This window comes from Embleya sp. NPDC127516, assembly GCF_044765325.1.
GTDB lineage: Bacteria > Actinomycetota > Actinomycetes > Streptomycetales > Streptomycetaceae > Embleya.
Genome location: NZ_JBIWJT010000014.1, coordinates 167449 through 191643, shown reverse-complemented (window position 1 = coordinate 191643; position 24195 = coordinate 167449). Strand labels below are relative to the sequence as shown.

At 70.8% G+C, this 24195-nt stretch carries 19 protein-coding genes and 2 pseudogenes; 16 read left to right on the top strand and 5 right to left on the bottom strand.

The annotated features are described in order from the left end of the window. Positions 1 to 25 precede the first annotated feature (25 nt). Entirely contained in the window at positions 26 to 1312 is a 1287-nt protein-coding gene (gene lysA, locus ACIRL2_RS27240; RefSeq protein WP_402235201.1) for a diaminopimelate decarboxylase, read from the top strand. A gap of 964 nt (positions 1313 to 2276) precedes the next feature. Here lysA and ACIRL2_RS27235 read toward each other — a convergent pair. Then, a complete protein-coding gene (locus ACIRL2_RS27235) occupies positions 2277 to 3290 on the bottom strand; it encodes a saccharopine dehydrogenase (protein ID WP_402235200.1) in 1014 nt (337 codons plus the stop codon). 84 nt (positions 3291 to 3374) lie between these two features. Between ACIRL2_RS27235 and ACIRL2_RS27230 the strand changes: the two genes are divergently transcribed. From ACIRL2_RS27230 to ACIRL2_RS27220, 3 genes are all read left to right on the top strand, one after another. Continuing rightward, complete coding sequence (locus ACIRL2_RS27230) at positions 3375 to 4007, top strand: TetR/AcrR family transcriptional regulator (protein ID WP_402235198.1); 633 nt, start codon at positions 3375 to 3377, stop codon at positions 4005 to 4007. A gap of 270 nt (positions 4008 to 4277) precedes the next feature. Beyond that, on the top strand, positions 4278 to 5660 hold the full coding sequence (locus tag ACIRL2_RS27225) for a zeta toxin family protein (protein ID WP_402235196.1): 1383 nt from the start codon (positions 4278 to 4280) through the stop codon (positions 5658 to 5660). A gap of 41 nt (positions 5661 to 5701) precedes the next feature. After that, on the top strand, positions 5702 to 6367 hold the full coding sequence (locus tag ACIRL2_RS27220) for a nucleotide disphospho-sugar-binding domain-containing protein (protein ID WP_402235194.1): 666 nt from the start codon (positions 5702 to 5704) through the stop codon (positions 6365 to 6367). A 13-nt stretch (positions 6368 to 6380) separates the two neighbouring features. On the opposite strand, the gene ACIRL2_RS27215 is transcribed toward ACIRL2_RS27220, so the two are convergent. Then, on the bottom strand, positions 6381 to 6650 hold the full coding sequence (locus ACIRL2_RS27215) for a hypothetical protein (protein ID WP_402235191.1): 270 nt from the start codon (positions 6648 to 6650) through the stop codon (positions 6381 to 6383). 552 nt (positions 6651 to 7202) lie between these two features. Between ACIRL2_RS27215 and ACIRL2_RS27210 the strand changes: the two are divergent. Then, positions 7203 to 7847 (top strand): annotated as a pseudogene (locus ACIRL2_RS27210) (ABC transporter ATP-binding protein); the annotation flags it as partial. An 86-nt stretch (positions 7848 to 7933) separates the two neighbouring features. Further along, positions 7934 to 8719, top strand: coding sequence for an ABC transporter permease (locus tag ACIRL2_RS27205; RefSeq protein ID WP_402235310.1), 786 nt, complete (start codon positions 7934 to 7936; stop codon positions 8717 to 8719). 139 nt (positions 8720 to 8858) lie between these two features. On the opposite strand, the gene ACIRL2_RS27200 is transcribed toward ACIRL2_RS27205, so the two are convergent. Then, entirely contained in the window at positions 8859 to 10394 is a 1536-nt protein-coding gene (locus ACIRL2_RS27200; protein ID WP_395861458.1) for a serine hydrolase domain-containing protein, read from the bottom strand. Between the two features lie 434 nt (positions 10395 to 10828). Between ACIRL2_RS27200 and ACIRL2_RS27195 the strand changes: the two genes are divergently transcribed. Then, entirely contained in the window at positions 10829 to 11095 is a 267-nt protein-coding gene (locus tag ACIRL2_RS27195) for a hypothetical protein (RefSeq protein ID WP_395861460.1), read from the top strand. Between the two features lie 140 nt (positions 11096 to 11235). After that, positions 11236 to 11802: pseudogene (locus ACIRL2_RS27190) on the top strand (IS5 family transposase); the annotation flags it as partial. Between the two features lie 412 nt (positions 11803 to 12214). Here the strand turns inward: ACIRL2_RS27190 and ACIRL2_RS27185 are convergent. Both ACIRL2_RS27185 and ACIRL2_RS27180 read right to left on the bottom strand, forming a co-directional pair. After that, positions 12215 to 12568, bottom strand: coding sequence for a hypothetical protein (locus ACIRL2_RS27185; protein WP_395861462.1), 354 nt, complete (start codon positions 12566 to 12568; stop codon positions 12215 to 12217). Positions 12569 to 12786: 218 nt separating this feature from the next. Then, positions 12787 to 14496 carry a PucR family transcriptional regulator gene (locus ACIRL2_RS27180; protein ID WP_402235188.1) on the bottom strand — a complete coding sequence of 570 codons (1710 nt, stop codon included), beginning with the start codon at positions 14494 to 14496 and terminating at the stop codon, positions 12787 to 12789. Positions 14497 to 15148: 652 nt separating this feature from the next. Between ACIRL2_RS27180 and dnaK the strand changes: the two genes are divergently transcribed. Genes dnaK through ACIRL2_RS27140 form a run of 8 tightly spaced genes read left to right on the top strand, consistent with a single transcriptional unit; the run spans position 15149 to position 24100 of the window. Then, on the top strand, positions 15149 to 17065 hold the full coding sequence (dnaK, locus tag ACIRL2_RS27175; RefSeq protein ID WP_402235185.1) for a molecular chaperone DnaK: 1917 nt from the start codon (positions 15149 to 15151) through the stop codon (positions 17063 to 17065). Positions 17066 to 17075: 10 nt separating this feature from the next. Further along, the gene (locus ACIRL2_RS27170; protein ID WP_395861467.1) at positions 17076 to 17657 is read left to right on the top strand and encodes a nucleotide exchange factor GrpE; all 582 of its coding nucleotides are present in this window, start codon (positions 17076 to 17078) and stop codon (positions 17655 to 17657) included. Positions 17658 to 17663: 6 nt separating this feature from the next. Further along, positions 17664 to 18599: a DnaJ C-terminal domain-containing protein gene (locus tag ACIRL2_RS27165; RefSeq protein ID WP_402235182.1), complete on the top strand. Its 936-nt coding sequence runs from the start codon at positions 17664 to 17666 to the stop codon at positions 18597 to 18599. After that, positions 18599 to 18967 carry a chaperone modulator CbpM gene (locus ACIRL2_RS27160; protein ID WP_395861471.1) on the top strand — a complete coding sequence of 123 codons (369 nt, stop codon included), beginning with the start codon at positions 18599 to 18601 and terminating at the stop codon, positions 18965 to 18967. The genes ACIRL2_RS27165 and ACIRL2_RS27160 overlap by 1 nt, the downstream gene beginning before the upstream one ends. Beyond that, positions 18958 to 21597, top strand: coding sequence for an ATP-dependent chaperone ClpB (gene clpB, locus ACIRL2_RS27155; RefSeq protein ID WP_402235180.1), 2640 nt, complete (start codon positions 18958 to 18960; stop codon positions 21595 to 21597). Before ACIRL2_RS27160 ends, clpB begins: the two co-directional genes overlap by 10 nt. After that, the gene (gene trxA / locus ACIRL2_RS27150) at positions 21594 to 22052 is read left to right on the top strand and encodes a thioredoxin (protein WP_402235177.1); all 459 of its coding nucleotides are present in this window, start codon (positions 21594 to 21596) and stop codon (positions 22050 to 22052) included. The genes clpB and trxA overlap by 4 nt, the downstream gene beginning before the upstream one ends. A gap of 6 nt (positions 22053 to 22058) precedes the next feature. After that, the gene (locus tag ACIRL2_RS27145) at positions 22059 to 22319 is read left to right on the top strand and encodes a UBP-type zinc finger domain-containing protein (protein WP_263233558.1); all 261 of its coding nucleotides are present in this window, start codon (positions 22059 to 22061) and stop codon (positions 22317 to 22319) included. After that, the gene (locus tag ACIRL2_RS27140) at positions 22319 to 24100 is read left to right on the top strand and encodes an FAD-dependent oxidoreductase (RefSeq protein WP_402235174.1); all 1782 of its coding nucleotides are present in this window, start codon (positions 22319 to 22321) and stop codon (positions 24098 to 24100) included. The genes ACIRL2_RS27145 and ACIRL2_RS27140 overlap by 1 nt, the downstream gene beginning before the upstream one ends. The last annotated feature ends 95 nt before the right edge of the window (positions 24101 to 24195 follow it).

Sequence of the window (24195 nt, the reverse complement as noted above, 5' to 3'; positions counted from 1 at the left end):
CGGATCAGTGGCACAAGGAGCGCGGATGGCAACGGTGCAGACGCAGGCAGACCGAGAACTGTTGGGGCTGTTCCCGCCCGGGACCACCCGGGACGGGAACGGCGGACTGGCGATCGGCGGCGTACCGGCGGCCGAACTCGCCGAGTCCTACGGCACTCCCGTGCTGATCCTCGACGAGGCGTCGGTCCGCGCCCGCGCCCGCCAATACGCCGACGGCCTGGCCGCCCGTTGGCCGAACTCCCGCGCCGTCTTTGCCTCCAAGGCCTTCCCCTGTACCGCCGTCATCCGGCTGCTCGTGGAGGAGGGCCTCGACTTCGACGTGGCCGGCGAGGGCGAGCTGACCCTCGCCCTCGCCGCAGGCGCGGACCCGGCCGGCCTGGTCGTCCACGGCAACGCCAAGACCGAGGAGGAGTTGCGCCTCGCCGTCGAGGCCGGCGCCGGGACGGTCGTCGTCGACAACTTCGACGACATCGACCGGCTGGAGAAGATCCTCGCCGGCACCGCGGCGGAGCAGGGAGTGCTGGTCCGGGTCACCCCCGGCATCCGCCCCGATACCCACGAGGCCGTGTCCACCGGCCAGAACGGCTCCAAGTTCGGTCTGCCCCTGCCGCAGGCCCGGGCGGCGATCGCGCGGCTGCGCGGCAGCGACCGGCTGCGGCTGGACGGCGTCCACGTGCACGTCGGGTCGCAGATCCTCGACCTCGCGCCCTTCGCGCAGGCCGTCGAGGCGGTCGCCGAACTCGGCGAATTCGCCGTCTACGACCTGGGCGGCGGGCTCGGCTCCCGCTACACGTACGCGGACCGACCGCCCACGGTGGAGGCGTACCTCGACGCCGTCACCGACGCCGCCCGACGCGTGCTGCCCGCCGACGCCCGCATCCTCATCGAGCCGGGCCGCTCGATGGTCGCCGAGTCAGGCGTCTCGCTGTACCGGGTCGTCTCCGTCAAGCGCGGCGGAGGCCACACCTTCGTCGCCGTCGACGGCGGCATGGGCGACAACCTCGAAGTCTCCCTGTATCAGCAGCGCTTCGAGGCCGCCGTCGCCGGCCGCCCGACAGGCGAGGGTGAGCTGTGCCGCCTGGTGGGCCGGCACTGCGAGTCCGGCGACACCCTCAGCGCCGGCGTCCCGCTGGCGGACCCGCGCGTCGGGGATCTGATCGCCGTGCCGGTCACCGGCGCCTACACCTATGCGCTGAGCAACAACTACAACGGCGCGCGCCGCCCGCCGGTGGTCTTCGTCCGCGACGGCGCACACCGCGCCGTGGTGCGCCGCGAGACCTACGCCGACCTGATGCGCCGGGACCTGCCGTAGCGGCGCAGTCGGCCGAGCCCGGGCCGCTCCGGCCACCGGCCACCCGTGCGTTGGTAGTCCGCCCGTCGGCCGCCTCGTCATGGTGTGGTGACCCGAACACGGTGAACAGGTCCTGGAAGAATCGCAGGACGTGCCGCTCGGGGAGCTGCTGGAGACGCTCTGTGCGCGACGCATGGACCTGTTCCCGGGCCCGGAATGGACCTGTTCCCGGGCCCGGACACGAATCGGGCGCGCGAGGGATGCCGGCGTCGGTGCCGCCGTGGGCGGTCACCGCGCGGCCGGGGGCGTGGTCGACGACCACGGTCGCGTGCTCGACCAGCGGGGCGATCGCCCCGCCGACGGCCGCGGCGTAGCTCGCCTGTCCGAACGCCAACGGTTGGTGGCCCGCCGCGTGGTGCGGGGGCGTGTGCCGATGCATGGTCTCCACGCCCGTGTCCAACGAACGCACCCGCTCCGGGTCCCGCGGCAGCTCACGCCTCGGTTGCGGCGCGCACCTGCCGGTCGGGCCCGGCGCGGGCGGTCGGCTGCCGGGCCGGAAGGGTGCGGCGGCCCGGACGCCTCGGGGGACGTCCGGCGCCGCCGGGGTGCGGGAAGGCCACGCGCCGGTGGGGGAGTGGAGCACGCGGGGCCGTGCGGCGTCCGGACCGAGGTCCGTGCCGCCGTACGCTCAACGACGCGGCACGCGACCCGGTGGCAGCGATGCGCGGCTTCATCAGTGGGTGGTACCCGCGACCGCGGAGTTGCGGCATGTGTGATTCGGTCTGCGGCTGTTGTCGGACCGCTGCCGCGGGCGCCGGCCGAGCTTTACCGCTTGGCCGACGGCTGCCACAAGCACGCGCTGGGGGTGGACGAGATCATCCGGAGTCCGGACAGGCCGCAGGTGGAAGTGGCGACCGGGCGCCTGAGGTTCGGGTGGGGATGTGTGCCGGGTCGTGCGGTGGCTCGCCCCTTGGGTGACAGGCGTTCATTCGTCGCCGGGCGCGTCGACGAACTCGGCGCCGATTTCCGCCAACCGCTCGGCCGCGTAGGACGCGTCGAGCAGCGCCTCGGGGGTGTGGACACCCGGCGGTATGGCTTCGCCGCGCAGCCCGAGCAGTCGCTCGACACCGAGGGCGATGCCCAGCGCGGTCAGCGGTCGCTGCCCTTCCGGATGGACGAGGTAGCGGTGCAAGCTGCGTGGTTGCCCTCCTGGGCCGGTCCCTTCGATGTCGATCCGGACCTCGACGGAGGCGGGGCCGCCGCGTCGCCGACCCGCGGACTCACCGACGGCGAAGTCGAAGCGGACGTTCGGCGCTCCCGTCGCCAGGGCAAGACTCGGCACGTCGAGGATGGCGATGCTCTGGCCGGGCACGAGAATCCCGTCGGTACTTGGCACATCCGTCCGTGCATCGGGCTCGGCGACCCACGTGAACACGCCGTCACGGCGTACCAGTCCGGCCGAGGTGGCGGTGGCCCATCGCTCCAGATCCGCCAGCCCCGCCGGGCCGCCGGCATCCGACTCGTCCAGGACGGCGCCGATCCGGATCGTGTCGATCCGTTCGAACTCCCTGGTGGCGTACAGCGTCGCCAGAACACCGATTCCCGCGCAGAAGTGACTCGCCACCAAGACCGGTGGACCGCTCGGCCGTTGGGCGCTCGCGACGATCTCCGGTGCGATGTCCACCAGGCCGCTGGAGATGCTCAGGTAGGGCAACCCGCGCTCCTGCGCGTACCGCAGCCCCTGCAACCGGTTGTCCCACAGCGCGGCGACGACCGCCAGATATTCTCCGTCGGCCGGGAGGCCCAGATCGGCGCGCCGCAGGTCGACGGTCGTGGCTGTGGCCGCGCCGAGTTCGTCGGCGACCCGCTGCGCGCGGCCGATGTCGCGGCCCGCGAGCGTCAGGGGCAGTTCCGGGTGCCATCGGCGCAGCACGGCGGCGGCGCCCGCACCCGCCTGCCCCGAACCGCCCAGGATCAGAACCGAGTTGGGCTGTCCCATGGTGAGTCTCCTTCGCAATCACTAACCTACATTTTGTAACCTACGTTTTGTAACATAGTCTGGGGGCGACAGCAAGGGAGGAACATGGCGACCACACCGACCCGCCTGTCCAAGCCGGCCAGGCGGGAGCAGTTGCTCGACACCGCCGTGGCGATCGTGCGCGCCCAGGGCGCCGACGGGCTCACGCTGGTCACCCTCGCCGAGGCTGCGGGCGTCAGCAGGCCGATCGTGTACGACCACTTCGGCACCCGCCCCGGCCTGCTGCTCGCGCTCTACCGGCGCCTCGACGAACGCCACCGGGCCTCGGTTATCCAGGCATTGCAAGGCGCCGCGCCCGCCGCGGAGGAGGTCGCCCGCGTCATCAGCGCCGCGTACTTCGCCTGCGCCACCGACATGCCGGAGCTCAACGCCGTTTCCGCGGCGTTGAAGGGCAATCCGGACATGGAGGCGGGCAGACAGGAGATGACCGACAGCTATGCGGACCTGATGGCCGCCGCGCTGCGGCCGTACGCGCACCTTGAGCCCGACGCCCTTCGGCTGTGCTGTGCCGGCGTGCTGGGTGCGGCCGAGGCGCTCGCCGCCGAACTGAACCGCGGGCGAGCGTCCGTGGATGATGTGGTCGACGTGCTGACCGGTCTGGTCCTGGGCGGGCTTCATCAAACCAGGGGCGGCAGGCGTCACAAGGGCGTTTCGCGGACTTCGGCGCGACATGGATAGCAGTGCGCGCGCACGCCCCCCACCCCGCGCGCATGAATCGGTCACCACCGGTCCCGGAACACCACTTGCACACCGCGTCGGCGCTCACCGGGTCCGGCCGGGCTCTCCACACGCGCACGTGGACATGCAAATCCCCTTGCCACACGGTGGCATCGGGGGCACCGAGGCGGTGGCGCCCGGCGCGTGGAGACCCTACGCTGACGGGCTCAAGTTCGGTTCTTCGCCGGCTGGGGATTCCCCGTCCTGGCATCGAGGTGGACGGCGGTCGCGATGCTCGACCCTCCCGGGCGGTTGCTGCTGAACGGCCGAGGCGCGCGGGAACAGGCCCTCTTCGACCGCGCGTTCCGGGACGAATTGGTGCCGCGTTTCCTGCCCGAGGTCGCGGGTCCCGGTGTCGCACGGCCCCAGGCGTGGTTCCTGATCGGGCAACCGGGCGCGGGCAAGACCACCCTGGCCGAAGAGATCGCCGCGCGTCTGGACGCGGACGGCGGATGCGATCGGGTCGACGCGGACCGGTATTACGCCATCCACCCCAACTTCGAGGCCGCCCGGGCCCTGGGCCCCACGGGCCCCGCCTCCGAACTGATGCCCGACATCCAGGACGTGCGCGACCGGGTCATGGCGCTACTGGCCGACCGACACCGCAGGGGTGTGGGCCGACACGTCCTGATGGAGACCACCGCACGACTGGACCGGGACTTCGCACTGCCCGCGAGAACCCTGCGCCGCGACGGCGAGGGTCATGAGATCGTCGGGGCCATGATCGCCGCTCCCGCGGCGATCAGCGCCCACGCGGTCCTCACCCGGTTCGTCGCCGGTGGACACCTGGTCGCCTCCGACGACCACGACCGGTCCGTCGAGGCCCAGTTCATCGCCGCCAGGATCATCGACGACCCCGAACTGGTCGACCGGGGACTGATGTACGTACGATCGTCGAACAGAGCGATGAGAAAATTCGATCTGGTCCACGCCCAGGGCCCATCCGGCGAGCACCGGATGACCGACCGCCTGATAGATGTGCACCTGCAGGAGATGACCCATCGGGACCTCCTGCGCTTCACCATCGAACTCGGCGTCGCTCACATGCAGGCGGGATCCGCCCTCGACGAGCCCGTGGCACGCGTCTACGAACGGGTGGCGCACCTGGTGCCCGAAGAACTCAAACCCGCGGTGGAATTGATGGCCCGACAAGCGACGCTGTTCCGGAAGCCCGAGGGCGACCTGCTCTTCCGCCCAACGGGGCGTGAGCCCGCCACACACGGGTCGGCCCCGACACACGAGGACCCCGGCCCCACCTTCGCACCCGCCGGGCACACGCGACCGCCCCGCCCGGCTGCGGTCCGTCCCGCCACGCCGGACAGCGTCACTACGGCACGCGAGCCGGGTGCTCGGCCCGCCACCAAAGGCGCACCGGTCCTGAACAACGCCATCGGGGTGGCTCGCGAACGAGGGATCCGGACACCGGTATCCGACCCGGCCGTCGACCCAGTGCTCACCCATCTGGTCGCCAGGTCTTTCGGCCCCGCGCATCCCAAGGGGGGCGCCGGCACGGAACCGGCCCTCCCGTCCCCGGGCGTCCCGGCCACGTTCCGCTCCCAACGCGCCCTGGGCGAAGGCCCGGCCCCAAGCATGGAGAGCGACTTGAGCCCGTGATGGCCACCAACCTTCGCCGGCAAACGGAGCCCACGTGGGCGATGGAGCACGTGTCCGCCGAGGAGCACCGGCAGCAGGTCACCGCCAAACGCCTGGCCGTCGCCGGAGCCATCGAGAACCGCGACGGCGCCAGGGCCTTGGAACTTCTGCGGGCACACTTCCGGTGGTCTGCCGACTCGATGATCAAGCGCACTCGCCCCGGGCCGGAACACGCCGACATGGCCTTGGCCGACGACGACGTGCTCGTGGTCGCGGCGACCGGCCGCCTCGATGGCCCCCTCCTCGTCAGGAGGCTGATGGGCGACGTTCCGGCCAACGCGCGGCCGGCCGGCTTCATATCCTTCGAACATCTGCTCCCGCACACCGATGTGTTGGTCACAAACGGCGGCTACGGGAGCGTGCACACCGCCTTCAATCACGGTGTTCCGTTGGTCGTGGCCGGCAGCACGGAGGACAAACCGGAAGTGGGGGCCAGGGTTGAGTGGAGCGGCACGGGCATAGACCTGAAGACGAGCAAACCTGACGGATCAGCCATCCGCACCGCTGTCCCGGATGTCTTGGCGAACCCCGAGTATGCGGAGCGAGTCCTCCGACTACGCAAGGAATTCTCCGAGTTCGACCCGTTGGGGACGATCGCCGAACTCATTGCCAGGATCGATCCTCCCGACCCCGCACATCCCATCACTGCTCCTGCGCCTGGGATGTAGGCATCCTTGACCTTCACGTCGCCCACGCGCATCCCTCGGTGAACACGGTGCGCCAGTCGCCGTCGGTGAGGTGGAGTTCGTCGGTGCCCATCACGGGCATCACGGTCAGGCCGCCTTGGTGGGCCTTGCGGGCCTTGAGGGCCTTGAGGGCCTTGACCCACAGACTGGTGAACGCCTGGGAGCGGATGACGTGCATCCAGCCGGGGCGGTCGATCTCCCGCTTGTAGTTCGAACCACCCATCGTGGACACGCGTTTGGCGTACATCCGCTTCACATGGTCCAACGTGACCTCTCGTCGCCGCAGTCTCCCGTAACAGGTCCAGAGTCGGATCCCCGCCGTCGTCCAGGAGCAGGCCGTCGGCGGCCAGGCGCGTGGACGCCGCAGCGGCGGCGCCGGGCCGGAGCAGTGGGCAGCCCCGGAATCCCTCGGAGCGGCGCCTCGGCAACGAAGCCCGAAGGTGGTCGATATCGGTGTCGGCGGGGGCGGGGGAACCAGGGCATCGGATATCCGAGCCCGACGCCGTCATCGAGGCCGGGGAATCCATGGCAGCCGGGAACTACGGACGCAGGCCCGAGGACAGGTCGAACGTACGCGTGTAGGTGATGGGTGCGACGAACGGCCGCCCGCCCCGTGCAGCGTGGTGCGTACTGGAACTCCCCATCATCGTGCCGGGTCGCGCTGCCTCGAACCTCCCCCGTACGGGGGAGGCCGTCCCCACGGCCGGGGGATCCGGCGAAGCACCCCGACATCGCAACCTTGAGGCACTACGGCAAGCGGACGGCCCGACCCCGTGGCCGACTCCACGACCCGACCGCACCTCAGGGAGCGAAGCACATGATCCGGATCCGGAACCTGACCAAGCGTTACGGCGACGTGCTCGCCGTCGACGACCTCTCCTTCGAGGTCGCCTCCGGCACCGTGACCGGCTTCCTCGGCCCCAACGGCTCGGGCAAGTCGACCACGATGCGGATGGCGTTGGGTCTGGACCGGCCCACGTCCGGTGGCATCACGATCGGCGGCCGGGAGTACACCGAGCTGCGCGAGCCGCTGCGACACGTGGGGGCCCTGCTCGACGCCGGTGCTGTGCACAAGCGTCGCCGGGGGTACGACCACCTGCTCTACCTCGCGCAGTCCAACCGCATACCGGTCTCGCGCGTCGACGAAGTGCTGGCCGAGGTCGGCATGACCGATGCGGCCCGGCGTCGCGCCGGCGGCTACTCGCTGGGCATGCGCCAGCGCCTGGGCATAGCCGCCGCGCTACTCGGCGACCCCGAGGTGTTGATCTTCGACGAGCCGGTCAACGGCCTGGATCCCGAGGGCATCCGCTGGATCCGCGACCTGATGCGATCGCTCGCCGCCGAGGGGCGCACGGTCTTCGTGTCGAGCCACCTGATGAGCGAGATGGCACTCACCGCCGGCCACCTCGTGGTGATAGCCGGCGGGCGACTGCTCGCCGACACCGCACTGAACGAATTCGTCGGTACGGGCGAGGCATTGGAAGACGTCTATCTCCGGCTGACCGCCGGGCGTGAGCAATTTGTGGGAGGTGGCCGAGCGTGAGCACGATGACAACGGCGCGGATGGTCGAGACGGGTTCGATGTTCCCGGCCGCCGTGCGCGCCGAATGGACAAAGATCCGTTCGGTGCCCTCGACCGGATGGCTGCCCCTGGTGACCGTGGTTCTGATCGCCGGAGTGAGCACTCTCGTCGGCGCGTTCGTCGCCGAGGGGCAGCGCCGGGAGGACGGCGCCGAATACGACCCCTTCACCCTGGTGCACTACGGCGTCAACTTCGGGCAGATGGCACTCGTGGCCTTCGCCGTCCTCGCCGTGGCCGGAGAGTACGGCAGCGGCACGATTCGCTCGTCGCTGGCGGCGGTGCCCGATCGCCGGGTGTTCGCCACCGCGAAGTTGACGGTGATCACCGCGATCGCCCTGGTCACCGCCGTCGCATCGAGCCTGAGCTGCACGCTGCTCGCACGCTTGGTCATGCCCGCCGGCGACATCTCTCTGACCGCGTCGGAGACTTGGCGGACGGCGTTCGGACACGTCGCGTATCTGACCCTGTTGGCCGTGCTGTGTGCGGGAGCCGCATTCCTGCTGCGCACCCCGATGGCCTCGATGGGCCTGCTGATGCCCCTGTTGTTCCTGGGCACGGCCGCGCTCACGGCCATACCCGGGGTGCGCGAGGTGGCCCGGTTCCTGCCGGACAAGGCGGGCCAACGCATCATGCGACTGCGCGACTTCAACGCGCACGAGGTCGACCCGTGGCTGGGCATCGGTGTCATGGCCGTGTGGGCGATGGCGGCGACCGTCGCCGCGCTGGCCGCAGTCCGCAGGCGCGACGCGTAACGGCCCCGGCCGGCGTGATCGGGGTGGGTCGGGCAGCCGGCCCAATCCTCACCACCACACGCCAATTGCCCGGGGCCACTTCGGGCACTCCACCGGTGTCGTGCCCCGAGCGGTCATCCGGCATCCGGACTGCGCGGCGTCAGGTGATCTGTGGCAGCACGCGGTCGCTCTGGCACACGTAGCGCGTGCCGTCCAGGGTGAAGCACTTGAGCGGCTCCCAGTCGCGAACGCCGGGCAGGCGGTGGACGTAGAGGTCCCGGCCGGCGGGGTGGAGCTCGAACTCGCTGGGGGTGCCTCCCGTGAAGGTCCGGCGCAGGAACAGCCCACCGCCGCGTTCGAGGATCTCTTCGAGCACCCCCACGCGTTGGTATCGGCCCAGGTAGCCTCCCGCGTCGTGCGGTGGCCTGGTGCCGTCGGGGGCGTGCGGCGGGCGGGGCGCGACTCCGGCGAGGTCGGTGAAGATCTCCCGGTACAGGTCGTGGTAGAGCGCCTGGGCGTCGCCTCCGTTGGTGAGCAGAACGACCGCGAGACGGGCGTCGGGCAGTACACGAAGATAGGACGACTGACCCTGGGTCCTGCCGTCGTGGCCGTACACGGACCGACCGTTCCAGTCCCAACGGGCCCACCCCAGGCCCCAGCTGTCGCCGGTGTCCGGGGTGTTGGGCGTGGCCGTCTGGAACGAGCGCATCTCCTCGGCGGCGCGCGCCGACAGCAGCCGGGTGCCGTCGGGCCCGAGGCCGTCGTTCAGGTGCAGGCGGACGAAGGCGAGCACGTCGCCGACACTGGAGCACACGATGCCGCACGGGCCCTGCGAGCGGGGCATCCACGTGGGGTCGACGCGCGGCCGCCCGTCCGGTCCCGAGGTGTGACCCGCGGCGGCGCGATGCGCGAGCACGTCCTCCGGCAACGTGTGGCTGCGGGTCAGGCCCAGCGGCCTGATCACGCGTTCGCGCAGCGCGGTGTCCCAGGTCGTGCCGGTGCGGCGTTCGATCAGCCGGCCGGCGAGGATCAGGCCGACGTTGCAGTACGAGTGCGCGCGGCCCAGCGGGTGGACCGCCGGAACGTCCTTGAGCAGGGCGGTGAACCGCTCCAGGCAGTCATCGCCGCGTCCGGTGTCGGGGAGCACGTCGCCGTCGATCCCGCTGGTGTGGGCGAGCAGGTGACGCAGCGTCAGGCGCCTGGTCCGGTCGGGGTCGGGCAGTCGCAGCTCGGGCAGGTAGCGTACGACCGGAGTGTCGAGGTCGATTGCGCCCTCGTCCACCAGGCGCATGGCGAGTGTGGCGGTCCAGACCTTGGTGATGGAGCCGATCTGCCAGAGCGTGTCGGGCGTGGCCTCGATACGGTCGTCGGCGTTGGCCAGACCGGTGGCGACCTTGACGACCCGGTCGCCGGCCAGAATGCCCAACGAGGCGCCGGGGACCTGGTGTCGGGCGGCCAGCGTGGCGAGCCTGGAGCGCCAGTGCCGGGCCGTGGACGTGTCGCCCGCACTGTCCGCCTCGGCCGGTGGTGCGTCGCTCGCGGACGCGGCAGGCGCGGCGCCGACGACCACCGTTCCGGCCGTGCCCGCCACTGCGGCGGCGGCCAGCGAACCGCGCAGCACGGTGCGCCGGGTGGGTGTGCTTCGGGTGCCGTCGGCGGCTTCCGCCGAGGAAGGGATCCGGGGAGGGTGGGTCACGAATCTGCCTCTCGATCGATGTCGGTCGTGCAGGCGGGGAAGCGACCGGACCGTGCGCGCCCGAAGACGCCGACGACCGTCTTGCCGTCGTCGCCCCGGGAACACGGCGTCCACACGCGACGCGTCCCGGCGACGTCGCGCCCCGGGTGCGGGCGCGTCGCTGCCCCGTTCGACGAGAGTAGGAAGCGGGGTCTCGAGCGGCATCGTTCTCACGTGGGAGGACTCGGATACCTCTCCGGTTCCCCTTACGCCCACCGCCGGTCGCGCGAACCCAGGACAAAGATCAGCCGTCCGGGGGGTTCGGACGTCCGCGTCGGTGTGGTGCGTGACCTCGCGCTCGGTGCCCGAGCCCACGACGACCGCCCGGTGAACCGACGACGTGGTGCTTTCGACACAGGGCGCCGAGCGGCCACGAGGCCGTCCGGGACGTCCCGATGCGCACCGGACGGCCCGACCGTGGGCGGATCCCGCTGATCGACGCGGGGGCGACGGCGCGGATCCAGGGCCCCGACCATCGGCACTGCCGCGACGTGGTCCGCGCGCACCTGGAGACCGAGGAGCCGCGCTTGTGCTGCCGGGGCGCCCGCGCGAACGTGCACGCTTCCGACATGCTGCTCCAGTTCCCGAACGGCCGGGAGACGTCCGTATCGGAGCGGAGCCCACGGCGAACGACCGTGAGCGGCACGCGTGTTCGACAGTGAGCCGGCCGACACCCGCGCGCCGCCGCATCCGCTACCGCATCTCCCGCTCCGTGAAGGCACGGAAGTCGCGCAGCGGGCGGCCGGTGAGGTGTTGTGCGATGTCGTCTGCAAGGCCTGGGGCCTGTCCGACGATGATCTTTGTGGTGTCTCGGGGTGGGTTGACGGATGCGGCGTGGGTTCGGATCGAGCTGTTGTTGCCGGTGGTGGACGGTCGGGGTCGGTCTTGGTGTGATCATCGGCAGGTGGTCGACGGGGTGGTGTGGCGGTTGCGCGCGGGTGTCCGTGGCGGGACGTCCCGGCACGGTATGGGCCGTGGCAGGCGGTGTACGAGCGTTTCTCCCGGTGGGAGGCGGACGGGACGTGGTCCGTGGTGCGCGAGCATGTACGGGTGCGTGACGACGCGGTCGACCGAGTCGACTGGTCGGTGTCGGTGGACTCCACGATCGTCCGCGCCCACCAACACGCATCCGGCGCACGGGGGTTGCGGATACGCGGACCAACCGGCCGGCGTGGAGCGTGCGGCGGCGGGCGCGGCGCGTTCGGCTCGCGAGGCTCTCGGCCGCTCGCGGGGCGGGTTGACCAAGATGCTGCACGTCGCGGTGGACGGGCGGGGCCTGCCGCTGTCGCTCGTGGTCACCCCGGGATTTCGGTCAGGTCGAGGCCCACGCGGTGGACATCGCGGCTCAGGACGGCCGCCGAGAGCGCCGGGGCAGGGCGGCCGGGGAGATGAGGAGCAGGCACAGTGTGGTGGGCTTGGGGAGTGGTTTGCCGACTCGGGATGAAGCTCTCGTCGGGCTTGTTGGCCGGGCTTGTCGGCCGGGCTTCCGCGCCCCGGGGTTTAGACGTGTGCCGGTGGGTTGCAACTCGCGCCCGATCGGGTCGAGGCGCGTACGACTGCCTGTCGTGGGAGCAGGGAGCGGCCGACGTGCGTGACGATCAGCCGGCCTGCTCCGGCCGCGCGGGCGGTGTCGCCGGCGTCCCCGGCGGGCCGTACAGGGGGACGCGCGGCCGGAGTTCGCCGTGGGACGACGGTCGCCCGGTCGCCACCTCACCCCACCGCCGAGGTCCGCTCGCGCGAAACTCGCGCGGGATCGGCGCCGTCGCGAACATCATGTACGGTCACTGCTCGTGGACGCGCCTGCACACGACGAATCCGTCTGCGTCTTTCGTGCATTCGAAAACGGGCTGAGAGAACCCCGCCGTCGTTGTTGCACCCGAATCTTCTCCGTCAGCCTCGGGGTAATACGCGAGCGAGAAGTGCCGGGCCGCGCTGGGGTACTTGTCGAGCAGACCGCGAAACTCCACGATCAGTCCGTCGAACTCCTCCGGGATGGTTTCGTTCCTGTTGCGCTGCTCCGTCATGGTGGCCTCCCTGTTCGGAGAAGCGCTGATACCGCTTCGAGGGGCAGTCACAGCCATCGACGCCGTACCACCGCTTGAGAACTTCACGCCGTCGCCCACCTCCAGCTTCACACGACGAACGCGCGTTCGCAGCGTGCGCACCAGGAGGCGCTGCGCCGGCTGCTGCCGCCGGAGAACTCGATGCACGTCCAGGCGTCTCGGTGCGTCGCGCGTCGGCGAATGCCAAGGGCCGGCCGGACACCGTGGCCGGTGCCACGGCCCTCGCGCCGCGGCGATAGACGATGTCCGCGAGTGCCGACCCGCTGCGCCGGCCCTCCGGGTATCCGCAGTCAGCGCCGCCCGCCCAGGATGATCTTCCAGACGCGCGTTGCCACCTGCAGATTGAGCCGGGTGTCCACATCCGCCAGGTCGCGGTGGCTGATCTCACGGATGCGCTGCAGCCGGTAGCGCAGGGTGCTGCGGTGGACCATCAGCGCGGCGGCCGCTTCGTCGTAGTTGCCTCCGCAGTCGAAGTAGCGCGAGAGCGTCTCCACCAACTCCGTGTCGTGCCCTGCGTCGTAGTCGATCAGCCGGCCGAGCCACTCTCGCACGAAGTCTTCGAGCTCCCGGAGATCGTTTCCGGGCCCCAGGATCCGGTACAGCCCGAGGTCGTCGAAAAACGTCGTCCCGCTGCGCCGGCGGGAGTTCTGCCGCACCTCCAGGGCCCGCAGTGCCTCCTGATAACAGCGGGGAATGCCTTCCGGGGAGTCGCAGCGGGAGCTCACCCCGATTGCTCCGTCGGGCGTCCCCAGCTCACGGGCCAGCGCTGTGTACACGGCATCGTCGTCAGGCCTGGCTTCGGTCAGCAGGACCATCCGGTTGCCGCGCCGGGTGATCAGCGGACGGGTCGCCGAGGTGGCCGTCGCCTGCTCGACGGCACGGGTGAAGGAACTGCTCACGGCGTTTCCCGGCCAGTGCACCACGACCACGTAGTGCGTACGTTGCAGGTCGTGGCCGACGGCTTCGGCCCGGGCGTAGGCGCTCGTCTCGTCGGTGCCCTCCAACAGGTCGTCGATCAGTCGGCGGCGCAGCCGCGTTTCGACCTCGGCGAGTTCGCGCATATGCATGAGCTCTTGGGCGAGCGACTGCTGGGCGTGATCCAAGGCGAACCTGGTGCGCTCGTTGGCCGTCGCTTCGGGGTCCTCGATGGCGAGTACGCCGAGGACGTCACCGCGCGGGCGGGCCAGGGCGATCAACCGGTCCTCGACTCTGACCGGGCCCGCCTCGCGCGCGACCTGCCGCAGCATCTCTTCCTGGTGGGTCGAGGACCGCACCGGATAGGGATCGGGCCGGTCGGGACCGGCCCAGGACCTCAGGTTGCCGAACCGGTCCTCGACGAGCGCCGACAGCCCGGTGAGCTCGTACAGCGCTTGGGTGATGGCGTCCTCGCCGCCGCCCCGGGCAGTGACACGGGCGAGGGTCTCGTACACGGTCGTCTGCAGGTGCAACTCGGAGCGCATGGTGTCCAGTTGCCGCAGTGCGGTGTCCCGTTCGGTGCGGAGTCGGCTCAGTTCGCCGGCTCGGTCGCGCTGCTCGGCGCGCGTGACCGTCAGTGACAGGGCCGCCGATGCGATCCCCACGAGGGTCGAGAGGAGGAAGTGGCCCTGCTCGTCGGGCCCGGACTGGGAGGAGACCAGGATGTAGCCGAGCAGACCGCCGGCCCCGCGCAGGCCGTACGCCCAGGTCCAGGACCGCTCTGGAAGGGATACGCAGCCGTCGGCCTCGCCCAACTCCTTCATCCGTGCGTCGGCGACCCTTGGCGCTCGGGCGTCGTGGCCGCGGACGCGGGACAAACCGTCGCCCGTCGCGAGGTATCCGGCCTCGGCGTGGTAGGGACCGAGGGCACTGACGTGCCGCATGGCCAACCGTACGATCTCACTCTGTTCGGCGCAGGTGAACAGAGTGTGGGACAGCACCAGCAGCCCGTGTGGGTCCAGCGCCGCGAGCGGACGGGGGTCGTGCCATTCGGTGCCCGCAGTGTCGCTCGGATGGCGGGTCACTTCCTGGTCGGCGGCGTGAGGGGGCAGCCTTCGTGACGGATGGCAGGCCATAGATCATCACTCCGTTCTCCTCGGGTCGTCGAGGGCGATCGAGCGAGTCGTGGGATCCACGCCTGGGTGAGCCCGGAGCATCCAGCCTAGGCAAGGCCATCTGATTTGTCTGAATGTGAGCCTTGTGCTCGTGGACCGACCGGCTGCGTCGATTTCTGACCTGCCAGGTGCAGGCGGAGTGGCTGCTCTCTTGCCACTCTGGGCTTGTCGGGGATCGCCGGGCCCACCGGTGGCCGTGGAAGGACCGGCTGATGAACGAGCAGGCCCGCAGGACCCTCGCCGGACTGCCCCTCGCCCTGTACGGGCCGGTTCCGCAGCACTCGTCGGCGCTCTGCTCGGCCTGCCGGTGCCTGTGACCCAGTGTGGCCGCCGGGACTTCGCCCTGGTGAGCTTCATACAACCCGGCCGGTACGACGACGTCGTCGCCGAGGAGGCGGTGCGGCTGCCGGCCGAGCTACCCGGGGGACCGGCACCAGTACCAGCAGCGGAGCTTGGAAGAGCAGCCGCCCGCGGAGCGGTCCCACCGTCACCTGAGCGAGTGCGGAAGACCGGGCGCGATTCCGAGGGCGAACGGGGCCGTCCATCGCGGAAGGAATTCCTCATGGCCAAGGCAGTAGGCATCGACCTGGGCACCACCAACTCGGTGATCGCCGTCTGGGAGGGCGGCGAGTCGACGGTCCTACCCAACAGCGAGGGCAACCGCACAACGCCCTCCGTGGTGGCCTTCACCGATACCGGCGAGCGCCTGGTGGGCCAGCTGGCCCGCCGTCAGGCGATCCTCAACCCCAAGGGCACCATCTACTCGGCCAAGCGGTTCATCGGCCGACACTTCGACGAGATCTCCGAAGAGGCCAAGGCCGTCGCGTACGACGTGGTCGAGGGAGACGGCGGCGCCGCCCGCATCAAGGTGCGCGACAAGCTCTACGCGCCCGAGGAGATCAGCGCGCAGGTGTTGCGCAAGCTCGCCGACGACGCCTCCAAGCAGCTGGGAGAGCGGGTCACGGAGGCGGTCGTCACGGTGCCCGCCTACTTCAACGACGCCCAGCGCACCGCCACCAAGGACGCCGGACGGATCGCCGGTCTGGAAGTGCTGCGGATCATCAACGAGCCGACCGCGGCCGCCCTCGCCTACGGCATGGACAAGAAGCAGCACGAGACCGTGCTCGTCTTCGACCTGGGCGGAGGCACCTTCGACGTCAGCATCCTCGACGTCGGCGACGGCGTCGTGGAGGTACGGTCCACGGCGGGCGACAGCCATCTGGGCGGCGACGACTTCGACCGCCGGCTGGTCGACCATCTCGCCGACGGCTTCCAGAAGGAGAACGGCATCGACCTGCGCAAGGACCCGCAGGCGCTGCAACGCCTGTTCGAGGCCGCCGAGAAGGCCAAGACCGAGCTCAGCTCGGTGACCCAGACTCAGGTCAGCCTGCCGTTCATCACGGCCGACGCCTCCGGGCCCAAACATCTGACCACGACGATCATGCGGTCCACGTTCGAGCAGATCACCGGCGACCTGGTGGAGCGCTGCCTGGGCCCGGTGCGGCAGGCCATGGACGACGCCAAGGTCAGTGACAACGACATCGACGAGGTCATCCTCGTCGGCGGCTCCACCCGCATCCCCGCCGTCCAGGCCCTGGTGCGACGGCTGACCGGCGGCAAGGAACCCAACATGAGCGTCAACCCCGACGAGGTCGTGGCGATGGGCGCCGCGATCCAGGCCGGGGTTCTCAAGGGCGAGGTCAAGGATGTCCTGCTGCTCGATGTCACCCCGTTGTCGCTGGGCGTGGAGACACGCGGCGGCGTGATGACGAAGATCATCGAGCGGAACACCACCATTCCGGTGCGCCGCGCCGAGACCTTCTCCACCGCCGAGGACAACCAGCCCGCCGTCGACGTCGTCGTCCTGCAGGGCGAGCGCGAGAGGGCCGCCGACAACCGGGTCCTGGGTCGTTTCCAGCTCACCGACATCCGCCCCGCGCCGCGCGGCGAGCCGCAGGTCGAGGTCATCTTCGACATCGACGCCAACGGCATCCTCAACGTCACCGCGCGGGACAAGGACACCGGCAAGGAACAGAGCATCACCATCAGCGAGAGCTCCAACCTCGACCGCAGCGAGGTCGAGCGGATGGTCCATGAGGCCGAACGCAACCGCGGCGAGGACCAGGCCCTGCGCGAGGCAGTCGACGCCCGCAACGAACTCGACGCCATCGCCTACCAGGTCGAAAAGCGCCTCGGCGAGCTCGGCGACGCCGCGCCCGCACACGAGAAGGCCCGCGCCGAGATGCTGGTGGCCGAGGCCCGCGAGGCGGTCGAGAACGAGGCCGGGGCGGACAAGGTCCGGCCGCTGACGTCCGAACTCCAGCAGGTCTTCGCGGGGCTCGCGGCCCATCAGGGGGAAGCCGCCGCGGGGGGTCCGGCAGACACCGGCTCGCCGAACGGATCCGGTCCCGGCGGGGCCCCGCCGGGCGGAGCCGGGGGCGACGACGATGTGATCGACGCCGAGTTCGACAAGGGCTGAGGTGCCCGCCATGCCCATCACACCCCGGGGCCGAGAGCCCGACCCCCCGGAAGGCGCCGTACAGCCGCCGCGCGGGGATCTCACGCAGTCCGGACAGCCGACCGAACAGGCCGAGCCGGGGCCCGACGCCGCAACCGGCGCCGCCGCACCCGACGACGAATACGCGGCCGCGCTGCGAGAGGCCGAGGACGGCCGGCTGCGCGCCCTGGCCGACCTCGACAACCTGCGCAAACGCCACGCCAGGGAGCTGGAGCGGGTGGCCGCGGCCGAACGCGCCCGTACGGCCGCGGCCTTCCTGCCCGTCATCGACAACCTGGAACTTGCCCTGGGCCACGCGGCCGCCGACCCCGGTGCGATTGTCGAAGGAGTCCGGGCTGTGCGTGATCAGGCCGTGAACATCCTGGAGCGGCTGGGCTACCCGCGCAACGCGGAGAACGGAGTGCCGTTCGATCCGGCCCGGCACGAGGTGGTCGGGGTGGTTCAGGATCCCGACGCCGATCCGAACACCGTGGTCCAGGTGCTGCGACCCGGTTACGGGGAGGCCGAGCGGCAGCTGCGGCCTGCCGCCGTAACCGTCGCCAAGCGGGAGTGACCGTTCATGGCACGCGACTTCTACGAGGTGCTCGGCGTTCCCCGCACCGCCGACCGGGACGAGATCCAGCGGGCCTACCGCACCCTGGCCCGCAGGTACCACCCCGACGTCAACAAGGACCCCCAGGCGGAGGAGCGGTTCAAGGAGATCAATGAGGCCTTCAGCGTCCTGTCCGATCCGGAGCAGCGAGCTCGGTACGACCGCTTCGGCGAGGACTTCCGGAAGATCCCGGAGGACTGGGAGGAGCGGGTCACTGCCGGCGCCGGAGCCGGCAGTGGCTCCCGGCGGACCACCGGCGGCGGTCCCCGGGTGCGGTACTCCACGGCAGGCTTCGGGGGCGAGGGCGTCGACGTCGAGGATCTGTTCGGCTCGCTGTTCGGCGGCGCCGGGCGAACGCGGGTTCCCGGCGCCGACCAGGAGGCCGAACTGCCGCTCACCGTCGAGGAGGCCTATCGGGGCGGCCTCCGTACGGTCACCCTCGCCGGGCCGACCGGGCAGCGGCGCTACCGGGTCGACGTGCCGCCCGGCACCACCGACGGGCAGCGCATCCGGCTGGCCGGGGAGGGCGGGCGTGGAAGCGGCGACGACGCTCCCACCGGAGACCTGTACCTGAGGGTGCGGATCCGGCCGCACCCCGAGTTCCGCCTCGACGGCCGGGACGTCCACGTGAGGCTTGCGGTCACACCGTGGGAGGCGGCGCTGGGCGCGACCGTACCGGTGCGCACGCCGAGCGGTGCCACGGCGAAGGTCACCGTACCCGCCGGGTCCTCCAGCGGACGGCGCCTACGGCTGCGCGGCGAGGGCATGCCGGGCCCGCGCGGCGCGAACGGAGACCTGTACGCGGAGCTGCGGATCATGGTGCCGCCCCGGCTGAACGACCGGGAGCGCGAACTGCTGGAGGAACTCGCCGCCGTCTCCTCGTTCGATCCCAGGAGGACCTGATGACCGACCGACCGGCCGAGGCCCGCCCGTCCCACGCACGCACGACCGAGGTGGGCGTGCACTACGCGATCGTGCCCGTGCCCAGGCTCTCCCTGGAGACCGTGGCCCGCCGCTCCGGCCTCCATCCCGACCTGATCCGTCGGTTCGTCGCCCTCGGACTGGTGGATGCCGACCGTGACGCCTCCGGCCGGCTGGTGTTCGCCCCCACGGCCCCGGCCGCCCTGGCCCGCGTCCAGCGGCTGCGCACCGGGCTGTGCCTGAATTACGCATCCCTGGGTCTGGTGCTCGACCTGCTCGACCGCATCAGCCTGCTCGAAGCCGCGCTGCGGCGTGCAGGCATGAGGAGTGATCTACCACCATGGACATGAACCGCCTGACCCAGAAGTCACAGGAAGCCCTGCAGGAGGCCCAGAGCGCCGCCGGCCGCCTGGGCCACACCGAGGTCGACGGCGAACATCTGCTGCTTGCCCTCCTCGACCAGGAGGAGGGCCTGATCCCGCGGCTGCTGCAGCGGGCGGGCACCGAGCCGAAGGAGTTGCGGGCGGCCGTACGCGAGGAACTCTCCCACCGGCCCAAGGTGACCGGCCCGGGCGCGGCGCCGGGCCAGGTCTTCGTCACCCGGCGCCTGGCCCGGCTGCTGGACGAGGCGGAGCGGGAGGCCAAACGCCTCAAGGACGAGTACGTGTCCGTGGAACACCTGCTGCTGGCCCTCGCCGAGGAGGGCTCGGCGACCGCCGCCGGGCGCCTGCTCAAGGAGCACGGCGCGACCCGGGACTCCTTCCTCGGCGCGCTCACCCAGGTCCGCGGCAACCAGCGCGTGACCTCCGCCAACCCCGAGGTGGCCTACGAGGCACTGGAGAAATACGGCCGCGACCTGGTCCTCGAGGCTCGGTCCGGGCGGCTGGACCCCGTCATCGGCCGGGACGCCGAGATCCGCCGCGTCACGCAGATCCTCAGCCGCAAGTCCAAGAACAACCCCGTCCTGATCGGCGACCCCGGCGTCGGCAAGACCGCCATCGTCGAGGGTCTCGCCCAGCGCATCGTCCGCGGCGACGTGCCCGAAGGACTCCGAGACAAGATCGTGTTCGCCCTCGACATGGGCTCCCTGGTCGCCGGCGCCAAGTACCGCGGCGAGTTCGAAGAGCGCCTCAAGGCCGTGCTGTCCGAGGTGAAGGCCGCCCAGGGACGCATCCTGCTCTTCGTCGACGAACTGCACACCGTCGTCGGCGCGGGCGCCGCCGAAGGGGCCATGGACGCGGGCAACATGCTCAAGCCGATGCTCGCACGGGGCGAACTGCACATGATCGGCGCGACCACCCTCGACGAGTACCGCAAGCACATCGAGAAGGACGCCGCCCTCGAACGCCGCTTCCAGCAGGTCCTGGTCGAGGAACCCAGCGTGGAGGACACCATCTCCATCCTGCGCGGACTGCGCGAACGCCTCGAGGTCTTCCACGGCGTCAAGATCCAGGACACCTCGCTGGTCGCGGCGGCGACGCTCTCCCACCGCTACATCACCGACCGTTTCCTGCCTGACAAGGCCATCGACCTCGTCGACGAGGCGTGCGCCCGGCTGCGTACCGAGATCGACTCGATGCCCGCCGAACTCGACGAGATCACCCGCCGCGTCACCCGCCTGGAGATCGAGGAGGCGGCCCTGTCCAAGGAGACCGACCCCGCCAGCAACGCCCGCCTGAACGAGCTGCGCAGGGAACTGGCCGACCTGCGCGGCGAGGCCGACGCCAAACACGCCCAGTGGGAGGCCGAACGGCAGGCGATCCGCCGCGTGCAGGAACTGCGCCAGGAGCTGGAGCAGGTCCGCCACGAGGCGGAGGAGGCCGAACGCGCCTACGACCTCAACCGAGCCGCCGAACTCCGCTACGGCCGGCTCCAGGACCTGGAGCGCCGACTCGCCGCACAGGAGGAGCAACTCACCGCCAAACAAGGGCAGAACCGGCTGCTGCGCGAGGTCGTCACCGAGGAGGAGATCGCCGAGATCGTCGCCGCCTGGACCGGAATCCCCGTCGCCCGCCTCCAGGAGGGCGAACGCGAGAAAGTGCTGCGCCTGGACGAGATCCTGCGCGAGCGCGTCATCGGCCAGGACGAGGCCGTCAAGCTCGTCGCCGACGCCATCATCCGCGCCCGCTCCGGCATCCGCGACCCGCGCCGCCCCATCGGCTCGTTCATCTTCCTCGGCCCCACCGGCGTCGGAAAGACCGAGCTGGCCAAGACCCTCGCCCGGACCCTGTTCGACTCCGAGGAGAACATGGTCCGCCTCGACATGAGCGAGTACCAGGAGCGGCACACCGTCAGCCGACTGATGGGCGCACCGCCCGGATACGTCGGCTACGAGGAAGGCGGCCAGCTCACCGAGGCCGTACGCCGCAAGCCGTACTCGGTCGTACTGTTCGACGAGATCGAGAAGGCGCACACCGACGTCTTCAACACCCTGCTGCAGATCCTCGACGACGGCCGCATCACCGATGCGCAAGGCCGAACCGTCGACTTCCGCAACACCGTGATCATCATGACGTCCAACATCGGCTCCGAGTACCTCCTCGACGGCGCCACCGCCGAGGGTGAGATCAAGCCCGACGCCCGCGCCCTGGTGATGGGCGAGCTGCGCGGGCACTTCCGCCCGGAGTTCCTCAACCGCGTCGACGACATCGTGCTGTTCAAACCGCTCGGTGAGCGGCAGATCGAGCGGATCGTGGAGCTGCAGTTCGACGAACTGCGCCGCCGCCTCGCCGAACGCCGCATCACCATCGAACTCAGCGACGCAGCCCGTGAATTGATCGCCCACCAGGGCTACGACCCGGTGTACGGGGCCCGGCCACTGCGGCGTTACATCTCGCACGAGGTCGAGACGCTGGTCGGGCGGGCCCTGCTGCGCGGCGACGTCCAGGACGGCGCAAGGATCCGCGTCGACGCCGAGCACGCAGAGCTGGTGGTCACCTACGACCAGCCCGAGGACGTGAAGGGAGCGAGGGTGGCATGAGCAGCGTGCAAGCCACCAACGTCACCTGCCCGCACTGCGGGCGCACCAACCGGGTACCCGTGGCCGCCGAGGGCCGCCCCAGGTGCGGCAACTGCAAGCAGCCTCTGCCGTGGATGGCCGACGCGGGCGACGACGACTTCACCGAGGTCGTCGAGCAGGCCACCGTGCCCGTCGTCGTCGACCTGTGGGCCACCTGGTGCGGCCCCTGCCGCATGGTGAGCCCCGCGCTGGAGAAGGTCGCCGCCGATCTCGCGGGAACGATCAAACTGGTCAAGGTCGACATCGACAAGAACCCGCGCCTGGCGCGACGGTTCGAGGTCCAGGCCGTACCGACGCTGCTGGTCCTCGACAAAGGACGAACCATCGCCCGACAGTCGGGTGCCGCACCTGCTGCTGTCCTGAGGCAGTGGGTGGAGCAGTCGATCGCCGGCCGCGAGCCGGCCGGGAAAGGATGATCGACCATGACCGTACGAACCGACCCCCACCTCGCCCTCGTACGCCCCGTCACCCCGCGCGCCCCAGGATGCGAGGAATGCCTCGCCACGCATTCCCCCTGGGTTCACCTTCGGCTCTGCCTGACCTGCGGCCACGTCGGCTGCTGCGATTCCTCGCCGAACCGGCACGCCCGCCGGCACGCCGCCGCCGACGGCCACCCGATCGTGGCGTCGCTCGAGCCCGGCGAGGACTGGCGATGGTGCTTCGTCCACGAGGCGTTCGTGTGATGCCCGGCGACGAGACGCGGCCGGGTGCGGCGCCGGTGCCGGACGAGGCGCAGGAGAGCGTCCCCTTCGAGACCCCAGACATCTACGGCGCGTATCCCCGCCTGTCGGACGACCAGATGGCCCGCCTGGCGCAGCATGGCCGGCGGCGCGCGATCGACGCCGGTGACGTACTGATCCGGGAGGGGGAGCGGTGCGAAGCGTTCTACGTCGTCCTCAGTGGTTCGGTCGCCATCGTCGAGGGCTTCGGCACGCCCGGCGAACGCCTGCTGCGTGTGCACGGCCCTGGGCGCTTCATCGGCGAACTCGGCCTCCTGAACGGACAGGTGGCCTTCTACACCGCCGTGGTCAGGGACCCCGGCGAGATCCTCGCCTTGTCCGTGGAGCAGCTGCGCGACCTGGTGACCCGGGACTCCCTCCTTGGTGATGTGGTGCTGCGCGCCTGCCTGGGGCGCCGTGCCCTGCTCGTCGGTCAGGGCGCCGGTTTCCGCATCATCGGCTCGCGCTACTCGCCCGACACCCGGCGGCTGCGCGAGTTCGCCGCCCGCAACCGGCTGCCGCACCGCTGGATCGATCTGGAGACGGACCAGGAGGCCGAGGCGCTGCTGCGCCGTTTCGCGGTCGGTCCTGAGCAGACGCCGCTGGTGATCTGGCGGGACACCACCCTGCTGCGCAATCCGAGCAACGCCGAACTGGCCCGGTTCATCGGCCTGCCGTCCCTGGAATCGGGCAACGGCCGCGGCGATCTCCTGATCGTCGGCTCCGGTCCGGCCGGTCTCGCCGCCGCGGTGAACGCCGCCTCGGAGGGCCTCGGCACTACCGTGGTCGAGGCGCTGGCCACCGGCGGCCAGGCCGGGACGTCCTCCCGCATCGACAACTGCTTCGGTTTCCCTTCCGGCATCTCCGGCGCCGAACTCACCGAGCGCGCCGTGCTCCAGGTGGAAAAGTTCGGCGCCCGAATCAGCGTCCCGGCGGAGGCGGCCCGGCTCGAACGGCGGGACGGCCACTACGCCGTCGGGTTCGCCGACGGCAGCGAGATCACCGCCCGTACCGTCGTCCTGGCCACCGGCGCCCGCTACCGCCGCCTCCATGTACCCGGCATCGAGCCGTTGGAGGGCACGAGCGTCCACTACTCGGCGACCGTCTACGAGGCCCAGCAGTGCCGTACCGACCCGGTGGCGGTGGTCGGCGGCGGCAACTCCGCAGGCCAGGCCGTGCTCTTCCTGGCCGGGTACGCGCCACAGGTGTATCTGCTCGTCCGCGGCCCGAGCCTCGAGGCACACATGTCCCGCTACCTGATCGATCGCATAGAGCGCCACCCGCGGGTGCGGGTGCTGCTGCACACCGAGATGACCGAGGTGCTCGGCGACGAGGCGCTGGAGGTGGTCACCGTGGTCGACCACCGTACGGGCGAGAACCACCACCTCCCGGTGCGGGCCCTGTTCGTCTTCACCGGCGCCGATCCCCACACCGAGTGGCTGTCCGGCGCGCTCGCCCTCGACGCGCGCGGCTACGTGCTCACCGGTACGGAGGCACAAGCCCGCTCCGTTCCCGAACTGTGGCAGAGCCAGGGCCGCGACTGCCTGACGTTGGAGACCAGCCTGCCTGGCGTCTTCGCCGCCGGCGACGTCCGCAGCGGCTCGGTGAAACGCGTGGCCTCCGCGGTCGGCGAAGGCGCGATGAGCATCCACTTCGTGCACCGTCACCTGAGCGACACGGCCTCGCCCGGCGGCACCGACACCTCGCCGCGCACCCGTCCGAAAGAGTCCGCTTGGCTCGGATGACGCCCAGCGGGCGACGAGAAGGCACCGAGAGCAGCGGCCCGGACGCGAACGCCGCGGTTCCGAACACCCCGTCCGGCACCGCGGCCGGGCCGGCG

Coding starts and splice junctions, on each gene's coding strand:
- ACIRL2_RS27220 (WP_402235194.1), top strand. CDS start 5,702: ATGGAGCACGTGTCCGCCGAGGAGCACCGGCAGCAGGTCACCGCCAAA.
- clpB (WP_402235180.1), top strand. CDS start 18,958: ATGGACATGAACCGCCTGACCCAGAAGTCACAGGAAGCCCTGCAGGAG.
- ACIRL2_RS27195 (WP_395861460.1), top strand. CDS start 10,829: ATGCGCACCGGACGGCCCGACCGTGGGCGGATCCCGCTGATCGACGCG.
- ACIRL2_RS27160 (WP_395861471.1), top strand. CDS start 18,599: ATGACCGACCGACCGGCCGAGGCCCGCCCGTCCCACGCACGCACGACC.
- ACIRL2_RS27205 (WP_402235310.1), top strand. CDS start 7,934: ATGACAACGGCGCGGATGGTCGAGACGGGTTCGATGTTCCCGGCCGCC.
- ACIRL2_RS27165 (WP_402235182.1), top strand. CDS start 17,664: ATGGCACGCGACTTCTACGAGGTGCTCGGCGTTCCCCGCACCGCCGAC.
- trxA (WP_402235177.1), top strand. CDS start 21,594: ATGAGCAGCGTGCAAGCCACCAACGTCACCTGCCCGCACTGCGGGCGC.
- lysA (WP_402235201.1), top strand. CDS start 26: ATGGCAACGGTGCAGACGCAGGCAGACCGAGAACTGTTGGGGCTGTTC.
- ACIRL2_RS27170 (WP_395861467.1), top strand. CDS start 17,076: ATGCCCATCACACCCCGGGGCCGAGAGCCCGACCCCCCGGAAGGCGCC.
- ACIRL2_RS27140 (WP_402235174.1), top strand. CDS start 22,319: ATGCCCGGCGACGAGACGCGGCCGGGTGCGGCGCCGGTGCCGGACGAG.
- ACIRL2_RS27230 (WP_402235198.1), top strand. CDS start 3,375: ATGGCGACCACACCGACCCGCCTGTCCAAGCCGGCCAGGCGGGAGCAG.
- ACIRL2_RS27235 (WP_402235200.1), bottom strand. CDS start 3,290: ATGGGACAGCCCAACTCGGTTCTGATCCTGGGCGGTTCGGGGCAGGCG.
- dnaK (WP_402235185.1), top strand. CDS start 15,149: ATGGCCAAGGCAGTAGGCATCGACCTGGGCACCACCAACTCGGTGATC.
- ACIRL2_RS27225 (WP_402235196.1), top strand. CDS start 4,278: ATGCTCGACCCTCCCGGGCGGTTGCTGCTGAACGGCCGAGGCGCGCGG.
- ACIRL2_RS27145 (WP_263233558.1), top strand. CDS start 22,059: ATGACCGTACGAACCGACCCCCACCTCGCCCTCGTACGCCCCGTCACC.